Raw genomic sequence first — 12834 nt, 5'->3', positions numbered from 1 at the left:
TCGTGGTCCCGGTGGTTCGTCCGCTCTTGCTCACCGCGAGATTGACCGTGGGCGCCTGCACCGTGCTGCAGGGCACGCCGATGTCGAGGATCGCGCCGGTGGCATCCACCTTGCCAGAGATGGCGGTTGAGATCGCGGCGTCCACGTTGTGTCCGAGAGGAACGAGGTCGCCCGGGAACGTCCCGACGACGTTCAACCCGGACGCGCTGCAGCCGTTGTCGATCAGTCCGGGCTGGACGGTGCTTTCACCCGCCCTCGCGAGGCCCGATCGCGCCAGAACGTGGTTGTTGCTCAGGATGCTCAGCCTGCCGTCGTAGAGCACGACCGATCCCAGCGTTCCCGCGCAGCAGTACAGCCTGCTGATGTCGGCCGAGCTGCCGCCGGAGGTGCCCATCTTGACGGGCGGGTTCTGCTTGGCGGTGTGGGAGGAGGACAGCACGGGAAGCACGGCGAGCGCCATGACGATCGGCAGAATCCATACGGTGGACCGCGGTGAGGACCTCTTCATCGGGATCCCTCCTCGTGGCTGTGAACGGTTTCACCGGCTCGCGGAACCGGCGGACATCGGACGGATTGGGGGGAGCAGAGAGAGCCGGGTGCGCGAGTCGCGACCTCCCGGCGAACCCGGGTCATCCGCGCACCCGCCCACGCCATCCCCTCATGATCGGGGTTGGATACCCCTTGCCGCCGGTGACGTCAAGAAAAAGAAGCTAAAAGGACCAAGAAGGCACCGGCGGCAGGATCGGCCGGAGCCTACATTCTCGTAGAGGTTGCGCGATGAAACACGTTCCGCACGTCCTGCTGGCCGCCTTCGGCTCGCTCTCGGCGCTTGGCGTCCTCGCATCCCCGACGGAGGAGCCGAAGATCCATGAGTGCAAGGACCCCGACGGGAACGTGCTCTATCAGGACGAACCGTGCCCCGAGCCCAAGCACCGGAAGGTCGTCGCACCGGCGCCGTCGAAGCCGCTGGCGTCGACGGCCGAGCGGGGTGCACCGGCCGGCGTGCCCCCGGCGCCGGTCGCGGACCCCGCGCCCCGGCCGCGGGAATGGAGCGTCATCGAGCCGGCCGGAGCCGACCGTCTCCCCGGCGACGCCGGCGGCGCGCTTCACGCGCCGAGCGGTCGATTCGCGTCCCCGGAGAGCACCTGGCGAGCCTTCGTCTCCGCGATCGGGCGCGGCGATCGCGCCGCCGCCGCCGCCTGCCTCACGTCGTCCGCCCTGGTGCGGTTCGGCGGCGACGCCGAGTCGTTCCCCCTCGAGGAGATGCGGACGACCGTGAGCGCATTCACCCGCATCGAGGTCGACGGCGAGGTCGGCCCCTTCTGGTCCATCCACGCCTCGCGCGACGGCCTGCGGCCGAAGTGGATCTTCTTCGAGCGCACCGCGCGCGGCGAGTGGAAGATCGCCGCGATCTAGCGCGCCGGGCCGATCCCGATCGTGTCCGCCTTCCGCTCGGTGTGAGTCGGGGTAGGAGGGGCGAGGCGGGGAGGTGTGCGGCAGAGGCGCCAGGTGGCTTAATCTGGTGCGCGATGATGCGGAAGCGGAAGATCGCCGTACTCGGTGCCGGCACGGCGGGGCTCGCCGCATCGCTCGCCCTGGCTCGCGACGGTCATCGCGTCGTTCTGATCGAGCGGGACCCGGTGCACGCATCCGCTTCCGGCCAGGCCTTCGCGTGGGAGCGCAAGGGGATTCCCCACTTCCTGCAGCCGCACGCGTTCATACCGCGTGGCCGACAGGAATTGGTGGAGCACTTCGGGGACGTCCACGCGTCGCTGATCCGGGAAGGAGCCTACGACGTCGACGTCAGCCGGAAGCTGCCCGGCACGGCCGAGCCGGCGGACGCCGTGCTCCAGTACATGGCCGTGCGCAGGCCGCTCATCGAGTGGGGCCTGCGGAGGGCCGTCCTGGCGCAATCCGGCATCGAGGTCCATTCGGGCGTCCCGGTGAGCGGTGTCCGGCTCGAGGGCGACGGGGTCGGAGGCGTCGAGGTGGACGGGCGCGCGATCGACGTCGAGGCCGCCGTCGACGCCATGGGGCGCCGCTCTCCGATGCACGGCTGGCTCGAGCAGCGGGGCCGCGCGGTCCCGGGGCCCAGGCGGAGCGAATGCGGCGTGATCTATTACAGTCGCTACTACCGGCTGCGGCGTGGAAGCGGGTTGCCGGACGGCCCGTGGCTCCTCGGCCCGCGGGGGGATCTCGGCTACATGGGATTCTCCACGTTCCCGGGGGACAACGGGACGTTCGCGGCGGTTCTTGCCGTGCCGACCGGCGCTCCCGAGCTGAAGATCCTGATGCACGAGGCCGCGTTCGAGGCGGCCGTCGCCCGGATCCCGGCCCTGAGGACGTGGGCCAACCCAGAGCTGGCGGAGGCGATCACTCCCGTGTTGCCGATGGGCGGGCTGCAGAACACGATCAACGTCACGGACGACGCGCAACCCGGCGGCTTGTTCCCGGTGGCGGACGCCCTTTGCCACACCGACCCCGTGCTCGCGCACGGCCTGAGCTTCTCGCTGATCCACGCGGTGGAGGTCGCGCGTGCGCTTCGCGCGCACGACGACCTCGGGGACGCCTTCGCCGCCTACCGGAACGCGGTCATGCCGACCTTGCTCGAGCGCCACGAGTTCGCGACCGCCCTGGACGAGCAGCGCCACCGCATGTGGACCGGCGGACCGGTCGACTTCGCGCGCAGGGACGCGGACTACGCGCTGTTCAGCGTGATGGCGGCGGGGGTCGCCGCGATGGCCGACGCCGAGGTGTTCCGCGTCTTCGTGCGCAGGCTCGGCTTGCTCGACAGCACGCGGGTCCTCGACGAGGACGAAAGGCTGAAGGGTCGCATCGAGGACACGTTCCGCGAGTTGCTCCAGAAGCCGCGTCCGGCGCCGGGCCCCTCGCGCGGCGAGATGCTGTCCGTCGCTCGGGCCGCCCTCGACGATCGTTGAGCCCATGGACGCCGATGTCGAGGGTGTAATCATCGGCGCCGCCCGGACCCCCGCCGTGTTACGATCGACCTTCTCTCAAGAGGATCGACCGTGCCGAAGCGCTCGCGCGGCGCCGAGGCGCGAGCTGGAGCCCAGGCAGAAGGCCCGGATGAAGGCGACACGGCCAACGTGGGGAGTCGGCGCCGCGATGGCGCCGGCGAGACGTTTCCAGGGGGGTATAACCAGGAGGTCCGTCATGCGGCTCCGATCGGGAACGGTCATGCTGTTGGTCGCCACGGTTTCCGTGGTCACCGTGTCCGGCTCAGAGCAGGCGACCACGCCGGAAGCCTCCGCAGCGCTCGCGTCTGCGGCGAAGTCCGAGGTGCCGTCCTTGGCCCTTCCAGGCGCCCCGGCGATCGGCGTCGCCCTCGATTACCTGGCGGTCGATCGAACTCGGCATCGTGTCTGGGTGCCTGCGGGCGGCACCGGCAATACCGTCGTGATCGACACCAAGACGCAGGAGATCCGCCGGGTGGAGAAATTCCCCACCAAGGAGGTCGAGCGTCGAGGGATGAAGCGCATGGTCGGGCCGAGCTCGGCGACGATCGGCGACGGTTTCGTCTACGTGGGCAACCGCGCCGACTCGAGCGTCTGCGCGATCGACGCGACGAGCCTCGACCGGGGCGGGTGCGTGACCCTTCCCGCGTCACCGGACGGGGTGGCCTACGTCGCGCGAACGAAAGAGGTCTGGGTCACGACACCCCGCGAGCAGTCGATCACCATTCTCGACGTCTCCAAGCCCGCGGCTCCGAAGCTCGCCGGCAGCATCAAGCTGGACGGCGCGCCCGAGGGGTATGCGGTGGACGACGGTCACGGGTTCTTCTATACCGACCTCGAGGACAAGGACCGGACGCTCCGGATCGACGTATCGACTCGGAAGGTGACCGCGACCTGGATGCCGGCCTGCGGCGAAGAAGGTCCCGGAGGCCTCGCCGTCGAGCCGAGCGGCCAGCTGCTCATGATCGTGTGTCGGGGCCATGTCGAGGTCCTGGACGGCAGCGCGGACGGGAAGATCCTGTCGAAGCTGGACACGGGGGCGGGCGTCGACAACGTCGATTACCTGCCGGGACGGCGCTTGCTCTACGCGGCGGCGGGCGGCGCGGCGACGCTCACCGTCGCCCACCTCGACGACAAGGGGATCCTGAAGCTCACCGCGTCGATGCCGACCGCGAAGGGAGCGAGGAACGCGGTGGCCGCCGACGACGGGGTGGCGTACGTCGCGGATGGTCCCGAGGGGAAGATCCTCGTCGTCAAGCCGACGGAGGGGAAGTAACGCCCCTTGGCGGCGACGGAGGAGGGTGCGGACCGGAATCTGAAGTAGGTCGATCTATGGACGGGCCGGGGGTGAGAAACATCCGACGGTAAGTTAGACTGAGGCGATTTGGACCTCGGCTCCACGGTCACGGATCGGCAAGGGAGCACCCGGATGCCACAGGCGCCCGATTGGACCGCACAGGACTTCGAGACCCTGCTGCAGAACGGCCATCGCGCGGTCGAGGACTTGGCGAGAGTCCTCCCCGGCCGAGCCGTCGGGACGATCGAGGTCGTTCAACACGGGATCCACAGCTACCACGTCGGGCGAGGCACGTCGATGCTCTCGGAGATGATGCTCCGGCGTCTGGGGGACCGGAGCCGGCCCGTCATCTGCCCGGTGTGCGGAATGACGGTGAGTGAGTAGAAAGAGGCCCGGCCCGACCGAGCAGCACGGGGTGGTTGGTTCTCCTGTCGTCGCCGGCCGGGACCCCGCCGGAAAGGTCGTCGGGCGGCTAGGCCAGGCGCGCGCGTCGTCGTGCCGCGGGAAGGATGATGCGGCCGCCGTTGGCATAGGCGACGTCGTTCAATCCCAGGAACTGCCCCGGACGCCAGCGGAGCCAAGCGCCTCGGCTCTCCTCGGGCATGGATTTGGCCTCGACCTCGGTATTCTCGAGAGCCGTGACTCCGGACAGGAACCGGTCACGAGCTTCTTCGCTCTGGAAGCGGGCGGCAGTCCACGGAACGAATTCGCGCGGCGGGATGTACAACAAGGCCTTCCTTCCGTTTAGGGATGCAAGTGCATGATACCACGGACCCGGACGGGCGGTCGGATCGGCCCGGGCACGCGTCGGAAAGCCGACGTGGCGGGAGGACGGCATGGGAGAAGTAGCTGCTGCGCCCATCGTCGCCATGGAGCCCGAGGTCGCGGCGTGCGCATGAGGCCACCGATCTGCGCTCTTCTCGTGGTGCTCGCGGTCATCGGCTGGTCCGTCGGGGTCGGGCCGAAAGCGGCCGCCACGGACGACTCGCGGTTGGCGGATCTCCTGGCGCGCATGGCCCGGGTGGCCCGCCTCTATCGCGACGTGGCGCTCAAGTTCGAGTGCACGGAGACGATCGAGTACAAGGCACGCGAGGACTGGGACCCGCCGTCGGGATACGTGAAGTTCTCCTACGTCTACGAGCGGGACACGGAGGGCCGGCTTGAGGACTGCCGGCTGTGGCGCAAGAGCGTGACGAACGGGAGGACGGTCCGCTGCGTCGAGCCGGACGATTATCGGATCCCGCTCTATCTGCGCAACGCGTACCTCTTCATCTTCGCGTTCCTCGAAGACCGTCAACCCTGGCACGAGTACCGGATCGTCGGCGAGGAGTCCGTGTCGGGGCGCCCGGCCATCGTCGTGGACTACGGCCCGGGAAACGTCGTTCGCGCGAACTTCAACGACTGGTACGGCCGGGCGTGGATCGATCGGGACGGCTACCAGCTCCTCAAGGTGCTCGCGTACCGGCCGAATTCCTGGGCGGCGAAGCAGCAGTTCGAGAAAGCGAGGGCCGCAAGTCCCGGCGGCAAGCCGGACACGAAGGAGTACGAGCTCGAGTGGGTGGTGACGGAATTCGGCCGGGAGATGAACGGCATGCGGTTCGTCTCGGAGGTGCAGCTCCACCGGGCGCGTTATCGGTGGGTCGCGGACTTCCGGGAGGAGAAGCTCCTCGACGTCCGCCAGACCTACAGGCGCTACAGGTTCTACCACGTCGCGAGCCGGGAGGAGATCGAGGGGCTCGTGGAGGGCAGGACCCCGGCCTCGTCACCCCGATGACGACGTCGTCGAGTGATCGAGCGAAGTCTGCGGGAAACGCCGCCGCCCCGCCATCGGTTAGACTCGTATTCCGATGCCGGACCTGACTCGCAGCCGCCGCGCCGGAGAGCGCCTGGACGACTGGTGCCGCGCGTGCAAGGCCACGCGCACGCACGTCATCGTCGCCGTCGCCGTGGACGGCGCGATCTCGCAGGTGCTGTGCGATTTCTGCGGCAGCCGGCACCGTTTCCGCGGCGGGGGCCGGGGGCCCGACCGTCCCGGCGAGTTCCTCGGGGCGAACGTTCCGCGCGGTGCCGCGGCGCTCGTGTCCGACCGTGAAAGGAGCCCTGCGGTGAGCGATGCCTCAACGGACCTCGAGATGACGCTCAGGCGCGTGATTCGGGAGGAGACCGGCCTGACGCCGGTCGCGCCCGCCGAGAAGTGGCGCGGCGGGGACCTCGTGCTCCGCCCGCGCGCGCCGGGCCTCAAGGAACAGAGGTGGCCGATCGAGTCGTTCTTCCACAAGGTCGTGATGCTGCGCAACCGGCTGCGCGTCCTCGAGCAGCAGGTCAACGGGCTCGAGATCCCCGAGGACGTCAAGCTCAAGCTGCAGAGCTACATCACCGGGTGCTACGGTTCGTTGACCAGCTTCAACGTCCTGTTCGCGGAGCCCGACGACCGCTTCCGCGGCTCGGGCGAGAGCGAGTAGCGGCGGGGAGCGGAAGGCTCGATCCGCGGGCACGGGGGCGAGCGATGACGGTGCGGGGCCTGCTCCTCTGCGCGGCCATGGCCGGTGCCGCGATGGCGCCCGTCGCGGCGCAGCCCATCGACGCCGGCGTCTTCGACGGCATGCGGTGGCGGCTCGTGGGCCCGTTCCGCGGTGGCCGCTCGGTCACGGCGACGGGAGTGCCGGGGGAACCGAACCGCTTCTACTTCGGAGCCGTGGGCGGGGGAGTCTGGCGGACCGACAACGCGGGGCGGACCTGGGAGCCCATCTTCGACTCGCAGCCGGTCGCGTCCATCGGCGCGATCGCCGTGGCGCCCTCGGACCCCAGGGTCCTCTACGTCGGCTCGGGCGAAGCCGACATGCGCTCGGACATCTCGTACGGCAACGGCGTGTACAAGTCGGTCGACGGCGGGAGGAGCTTTACGCACGTCGGACTGACCGACACCCGGCAGATCGGCCAGATCGTCGTGGACCCGCGCGATCCGGGCCTCGTCTTCGTGGCCGCGCTCGGACACGCCTACGGGCCGAACAAGGAGCGGGGAGTCTTCCGCTCGAGGGACGGTGGAAGGAGCTGGACCGCCGTGCTCTTCAAGGACGAGAACACGGGCGCCATCGACGTCGCCCTCGATCCGAGCAACGGCAGGAGGATGCTGGCCGCGCTCTGGCAGACGCGGCGGCCGCCGTGGAACGCCTACCCGCCCTCGAACGGCCCCGGCAGCGGCCTCTATCGCTCGGAGGACGGCGGCGACACGTGGCATCGAGTGACGGAGGGACTGCCCACGGAGCGGCTCGGGCGCATTCGAGTCGCTTTCGCGCCTTCCGAGCCGCGCCGCGTCTACGCGATCGTGGACGCGAGGGAGGGCGGCCTCTTCGTTTCGGAGAACGGCGGGGTGGCCTGGAAACGGGTGAACTCCGACCGGCGGATCTGGGACCGCGGCTGGTACTTCGCCGGCGTGACCGTCGATCCGAAGGACGCCGACACCGTCTACGCCTGCGACATCGCGCTGTACCGCTCGACCGACGGCGGCAAGACGTTCCTGCCGTTCAAGGGCGCCCCGGGCGGCGACGACTACCACCGGCTCTGGATCGATCCTGCCGACTCGCGCCGGATGATCGTCGCGAGCGACCAGGGCGCGGTCGTGACCGTGGACGGCGGCAAGACTTGGAGCTCCTGGTACAACCAGCCGACCGCGCAGTTCTACCACGTGGCGACCGACGACCGGTTCCCGTACTGGATCTACGGCGCGCAACAGGACACCGGCGCCGCGGCGACGCCCGTCCGCACGGACTACCGCTCGATCACCCAGCGCGATTGGAAGGGGATCGCCGTCGGCGGCGAGAACGGGACCATCGCTCCCGATCCCCTCGACCCCGGTATCGTTTGGGGAGGAACGGTCGGGCGGTTCGACTGGCGCACGCTACAGGAGTTCGACGTCGATCCCACGCTCGCCTATCCGGGCGACTATCGAAGCGAGTGGACGCTGCCGCTCGCGATCTCGCCCCGCGACCCGAAGGCGATCTACGCCTCGCGGCAATCGCTCTTCAGGACCGTGGACGGCGGCCTCCACTGGGAGAAGGTGAGCCCCGACCTCACGCGCGAGAATCCGGGGGTGCCGTCGAACCTCGATCCCGCGACCGCCGAGGACTCCGCGGCGAAGGGACCGGTCCGCGGCGTCATCTACGCGATCGCGGTCTCGCCGCTCGTGGATGGGCGGATCTGGTGCGGCACGGACGACGGGTCGATCTGGCTGTCGCGCGACGACGGCAGGAGTTGGAAGAACGTGACGCCGGGAGATCTCGCTCCTTGGTCGAAGGTCGGAAACATCGAGGCCTCGCACTTCGACGTGGAAACCGCCTACGCCGCGATCGACCGGCACCGGCTCGACGACCTCTCCGCCGTGATCCTAAGGACCCGGGACGGCGGAAGGACCTGGGCGTCGATCGCCCGCGGGATCCCGGACGGCAGCTTCGTCAACGTCGTGCGCGAGGACCCGGTCCGGCGCGGGCTGCTCTTCGCCGGCACCGAGACCGGCGTGTTCGTGTCCTTCGACGACGGCGACCACTGGCAGCCGCTGCGGATGAACCTGCCGAACTGCTCGATCCGCGACATCGACTTGCGCCACGGCGACCTCGTCGTCGCGACGCACGGTCGCTCGTTCTGGGTCTTGGACGATATCTCGCCGTTGCGGCAGGCAGACGCCATCGCCTCGGCGTCGGACCTCGTGCTGTTCGCGCCTCGGGCCGCGGTACGGCTCCACCCGGCGCCGTTTCAGGGCACGCCCGAGCCCAAGGACGAGCCGATGGGGGAGAACCCGCCCGCGGGCGCGGTCCTCGACTATTACCTGAGGTCGGCGGCGCCGGAGGCGCTCGCGATCGAGATCCTGGACGCGACCGGAGCCCTCGTGCGACGCTACGCGAGCGGCGACAAGGCGATGCCCACCGACCCGCAGCGCCTCCGGACCACGCCCGACTGGGTGCCGTCGCGGGAGCCTCCGGGGGCCGCGGCCGGGATGCACCGATTCATCTGGGACCTTCGCTACGCGCTTCCGAAGGAGCTCGCCGACGGGACCGGCGGCTCCCGGGTCGGAGCCGGCCTGTGGGTCCCGCCCGGCCGCTACACCGTGCGCCTGACTCGCGCCGGCAGGGCCGTCACGGCGCCTCTCTTCGTCGTGAAGGACCCGCGCCTCCCCTCCTCCGTCACGGACGCCGACCTCGTCCGCCAGCACGAGATCGCCCGGGACGTCGAGGTCGAGCGCGTGCGCGTGGCCGTCGGGCTGCACCAGGCCGATTCCCTCCGCAAGCGGATCGCGGCGCTGCGCGACACGACGAGCGCCGAGGCCGCCTCCGCTCTCGACGCGCTCTCGAAGGCCATCGACGGCGCCGTCGGCTCTCCATCCTCCAATCCCGGAGAGGATGCGTTCGAGGCTGGCGAGCTCTCGCCCACGGCCCTCAAGCGGCTCGCCTCGTCCCTCTCCGGTCTCGAGTCCGCCATCGAGAGCGCCGACGCGGCCCCCACCCCCGACGCGATCGCCGGCTTCGCCGAGCGCGGCAAGCTCGTGGAGCAGGGCCTCGCCCGCTGGCGGAAGCTCCTCGCGACCGATTTGGCCGACGCGAACAGGGTCCTCGAGGCCGCCGGGCTCGCGCCTCTTCCGCTGGATTGAGCATCCGTCGGGGCGGCGCGTCTCATCCGCCCTGCGTCGCGTCAGGGGTACCGGGCACGTGCGAACCGTCTGTTCAATTTGTCGGCGCTGTCGACTTGATCGGAACATTCCATCCCGCGTTCGAGGGTGAAACGGCGGCCGGAACCCATGAATCGGGTGCGATGGCATCGGAAGGAGGTTTGCCTATATTTGCTACGAGGGGAAGAGGATCCGATGCGCTCCGGCCGAAGGCTCACCCGCCGACCGATCGTGCCACCGGGGTAGCGGGTCGTCCGTCTCCCAGGACCGAGGAGGCCGAACGATGACGAGGCGCGACATCCGAGGTTTCACCCTGATCGAGCTGTTGATCGTCGTGGCGATCATCGGCATCATCGCCGCCATCGCCATCCCGAACCTGCTGAACGCGATCGACCGGGGCAAGCAGAAGCGGTCCATGGTCGACATGCGCTCCATCGGCACCGCGGTGGAATCGTACGCCATCGAGAACAACTACTATCCGGCCGCGGCCGATATCGGGACGTTGGCGAATCCCTCGACCAACGTGGCGCCATCGCACATCAAGATCGTTCCGATGCTCGACGGCTGGGGGCACAACTTCTACGTCTCCTCGACGCCCACCGGCTACACGCTCGCGTCCGGCGGCAAGGACGGCGGCGACCTGGGAGGCGTCGTTTGGGGTGCCTTCGGCGGCTCCAACGCCGGGGGATTCGACAGCCCGATCGTCTTCATGGGCGGGCAGTTCGCGGCCTGGCCCGAGGGCGCGCAGCAGTAGTCACGCGTCCGGAGATAGAGCGGCACGGCACCGGGATCAGCAGGCCAGCCTCCGAACATCCCCCTCGATTCTCCGCCAACCGGGCGAATGCCGCGGCGCGCGAGGCCGCGACGGCTCGCCTCTCCACCGTGGGTGCCGCATCGTGGCCCTGACGTATCATGGGGGCGATGTCTTCCAACTCCTCATGGCTCGATGCGGGCGCGCCCCGGCGAGGGGCGGTCATGGAGGCCGGGTCACCGTGCGCGACGTGCGGATGAAGGGGTTCCGTGAGCGGACCGGCGTCGAGGCGGCGCTCGCGATGCTCGAGCAGCGGACCGGCGCGCTGGACGCGGAGTCGATCCCGATCACCGAAGCGGCCGACCGCGTGGCCGCCGCCGACGTCATCGCGGCCGTCGACGTGCCGCACTTCGCCAGGGCCGCCATGGACGGGTACGCGGTGGATGGGGAGTCCACGTTCGGCGCGACGGCTCATGCGCCGGTCGAGCTTCGGGTCCGCGGCGCATCGGCGCCGGGGCGCCCCTTCCCGGGCAGGGTGGGGCGACTCGAAGCGGTCCGCATCGCCACGGGAGCCCCGTTGCCCGCCGGCTGCGACGCCGTGCTCATGGCCGAGCACGCGGAGGAAGAGGAGCGAGACGGCGCCGTCTGGGTCAGGGTGAGCGAGGCGGTCGCGCCGCTCAAGAACGTCGGCGACGTCGGCGAAGACGTGCGCCGCGGGACGACGGTCGTGGCGCGGGGCCGGCGCCTTAGGCCGCAGGACCTCGCGGTACTCTCCGGCGTGGGCGCGGCAGCGGTGGACGTCGTGCGCCGGCCGCGGGTCCGCATCCTCGTCACCGGCGACGAGCTGCTGCCTCCCGGGACCACGCCATCGGGCGCCTTCATCGCCGACGCGAACAGCCCGATGCTGGCCGCCCTCTGCCGCCGCGACGGGGCGGGCGACGTCTCGCGGGTCCACGTTCCCGACCGGCGCGAACGGGTGCGGGACGCCGTCGCGGAGACGACCGAGCACGTCCTGCTCGTGTCGGGCGGCACGTCGGTCGGCCCGGAGGATCACGCGCCCGGCGTCCTGGCCGAGATCGGCGAAATCGCCGTGCACGGGGTCGCCATGCGGCCGGCGAGCCCCGCGGGATTCGGCTTCTTCGGCACGGGCCGCCGCCAGATCGCGTTCCTCCTGCCGGGCAACCCGGTGTCCTGCCTCTGCGCGTACGAGTTCTTCGCCGGGCCGACGATCCGCGCCCTCGGAGGACGACCGCGCGCCTGGCCGCACCGGCGACGGCGGTGCCGGGTCGCGAGCAAGATCGTCTCGCCGCTCGGTCGAACCGACTACGTGCGCGTCACCGTCCGAGGGGACGACGTCACGCCGATCATGGTCTCGGGAAGTTCGATCATCTCCTCAACCACGCGGGCCGACGGCGTCGTCATCGTCGAGAGCGGCGACGAGGGGCACCGCGAAGGGGAGTGGGTGGAGGTCCTGTTCTACGACTGAGCCGGGGGCCGGAAGGGTGGGTGCGTCATGAAGCAGGAACAGTTCCTGAGCGTCCTCGATCGGGACGAGGCCACGGCGCGCTTCCGCGCGGCGCTCGGCGAGCTCTCTCCCCGCGGCACCGAGGACGTGGGTCTCGATGAGGCCCTCGGACGAGTGCTCGCCGCCGACGTCCTGAGTCCGGTGGACGTGCCCGGCTTCGATCGCTCGAACGTCGACGGCTACGCGGTTCAGGCCGCGGACACCTTCGGGGCGATCGAAGCGTCCCCCCGGCGGCTCTCGGTCCTCGCGGCGGCGGTCGTCATGGGGAGCGTCCCCGAGGCCGAGGTGACGAGCGGGACCGCGATGGCCATCCCGACCGGTGGGGTCTTGCCGCGCGGGGCCGATGCCGTGGTCATGGTCGAGGACACGCGGCCCGAGGGCGGCGACGTCGTCGTGTCGCGGGCGGTCACCCCCGGCCGCTCCGTCACGTTCGCGGGCACCGACGTGGCCCAGAACGAGGCGGTGTTGCGCGAGCGGGACGTGCTGACGTCGCGGGAGACCGGCATCCTCGCGGCGCTCGGGATGTCCCGAGTCGAGGTCTTCGCCCGACCCCGCGTCGCCATCCTGTCCACCGGCGACGAGCTCGTTCCGCCGGGCGAACCGCTCGGGACGGGACAGGTCTACGAC

Annotated in this window: 11 protein-coding genes and 1 pseudogene; 10 read left to right on the top strand and 2 right to left on the bottom strand. The window is 70.2% G+C overall.

From position 1 onward, the window contains the following. The coding region (locus tag LAO51_17810; protein MBZ5640596.1) for a hypothetical protein at window positions 1–508 on the bottom strand (508 nt) is incomplete at its 3' end. A gap of 269 nt (window positions 509–777) precedes the next feature. On the opposite strand from LAO51_17810, the gene LAO51_17805 reads away from it, so the two are divergent. The 4 genes from LAO51_17805 (at window position 778) to LAO51_17790 (ending at window position 4656) form a co-directional block, all read left to right on the top strand. Then, entirely contained in the window at window positions 778–1416 is a 639-nt protein-coding gene (locus LAO51_17805; protein ID MBZ5640595.1) for a DUF4124 domain-containing protein, read from the top strand. A 116-nt stretch (window positions 1417–1532) separates the two neighbouring features. Continuing rightward, window positions 1533–2939 (top strand): FAD-dependent oxidoreductase, encoded by a 1407-nt coding sequence (locus LAO51_17800; protein ID MBZ5640594.1) that lies wholly within the window; start codon window positions 1533–1535, stop codon window positions 2937–2939. Between the two features lie 235 nt (window positions 2940–3174). Next, complete coding sequence (locus LAO51_17795) at window positions 3175–4251, top strand: hypothetical protein (GenBank protein MBZ5640593.1); 1077 nt, start codon at window positions 3175–3177, stop codon at window positions 4249–4251. Between the two features lie 153 nt (window positions 4252–4404). Further along, window positions 4405–4656, top strand: coding sequence for a hypothetical protein (locus LAO51_17790; GenBank protein MBZ5640592.1), 252 nt, complete (start codon window positions 4405–4407; stop codon window positions 4654–4656). An 88-nt stretch (window positions 4657–4744) separates the two neighbouring features. Here LAO51_17790 and LAO51_17785 read toward each other — a convergent pair whose 3' ends face one another. Further along, window positions 4745–4999, bottom strand: a complete 255-nt coding sequence (locus LAO51_17785) for a hypothetical protein (protein MBZ5640591.1) — start codon at window positions 4997–4999, stop codon at window positions 4745–4747. Between the two features lie 168 nt (window positions 5000–5167). Here LAO51_17785 and LAO51_17780 point away from each other — a divergent pair, with 168 nt between their 5' ends. The 6 genes and pseudogenes from LAO51_17780 to LAO51_17755 form a co-directional block, all read left to right on the top strand. Continuing rightward, window positions 5168–6046, top strand: a complete 879-nt coding sequence (locus LAO51_17780; GenBank protein MBZ5640590.1) for a hypothetical protein — start codon at window positions 5168–5170, stop codon at window positions 6044–6046. Window positions 6047–6119: 73 nt separating this feature from the next. Further along, window positions 6120–6734 carry a hypothetical protein gene (locus LAO51_17775; GenBank protein MBZ5640589.1) on the top strand — a complete coding sequence of 205 codons (615 nt, stop codon included), beginning with the start codon at window positions 6120–6122 and terminating at the stop codon, window positions 6732–6734. A gap of 44 nt (window positions 6735–6778) precedes the next feature. Then, complete coding sequence (locus LAO51_17770; GenBank protein MBZ5640588.1) at window positions 6779–9913, top strand: hypothetical protein; 3135 nt, start codon at window positions 6779–6781, stop codon at window positions 9911–9913. Between the two features lie 301 nt (window positions 9914–10214). Continuing rightward, window positions 10215–10304 (top strand): annotated as a pseudogene (locus LAO51_17765) (prepilin-type N-terminal cleavage/methylation domain-containing protein). Between the two features lie 619 nt (window positions 10305–10923). Continuing rightward, the gene (locus tag LAO51_17760; protein MBZ5640587.1) at window positions 10924–12168 is read left to right on the top strand and encodes a molybdopterin molybdotransferase MoeA; all 1245 of its coding nucleotides are present in this window, start codon (window positions 10924–10926) and stop codon (window positions 12166–12168) included. A 27-nt stretch (window positions 12169–12195) separates the two neighbouring features. Then, a partial coding sequence (locus tag LAO51_17755; protein MBZ5640586.1) for a molybdopterin biosynthesis protein occupies window positions 12196–12834 on the top strand: 639 nt, incomplete at its 3' end.

The sequence above is a fragment of the Terriglobia bacterium genome, assembly GCA_020073205.1.
Taxonomy (GTDB): domain Bacteria; phylum Acidobacteriota; class Polarisedimenticolia; order Polarisedimenticolales; family JAIQFR01; genus JAIQFR01.
This window is presented reverse-complemented; position numbering and strand designations above follow the sequence as displayed.

Coding starts and splice junctions, on each gene's coding strand:
- LAO51_17805 (MBZ5640595.1), top strand. CDS start 778: ATGAAACACGTTCCGCACGTCCTGCTGGCCGCCTTCGGCTCGCTCTCG.
- LAO51_17800 (MBZ5640594.1), top strand. CDS start 1,533: ATGCGGAAGCGGAAGATCGCCGTACTCGGTGCCGGCACGGCGGGGCTC.
- LAO51_17795 (MBZ5640593.1), top strand. CDS start 3,175: ATGCGGCTCCGATCGGGAACGGTCATGCTGTTGGTCGCCACGGTTTCC.
- LAO51_17790 (MBZ5640592.1), top strand. CDS start 4,405: ATGCCACAGGCGCCCGATTGGACCGCACAGGACTTCGAGACCCTGCTG.
- LAO51_17780 (MBZ5640590.1), top strand. CDS start 5,168: ATGAGGCCACCGATCTGCGCTCTTCTCGTGGTGCTCGCGGTCATCGGC.
- LAO51_17775 (MBZ5640589.1), top strand. CDS start 6,120: ATGCCGGACCTGACTCGCAGCCGCCGCGCCGGAGAGCGCCTGGACGAC.
- LAO51_17770 (MBZ5640588.1), top strand. CDS start 6,779: ATGACGGTGCGGGGCCTGCTCCTCTGCGCGGCCATGGCCGGTGCCGCG.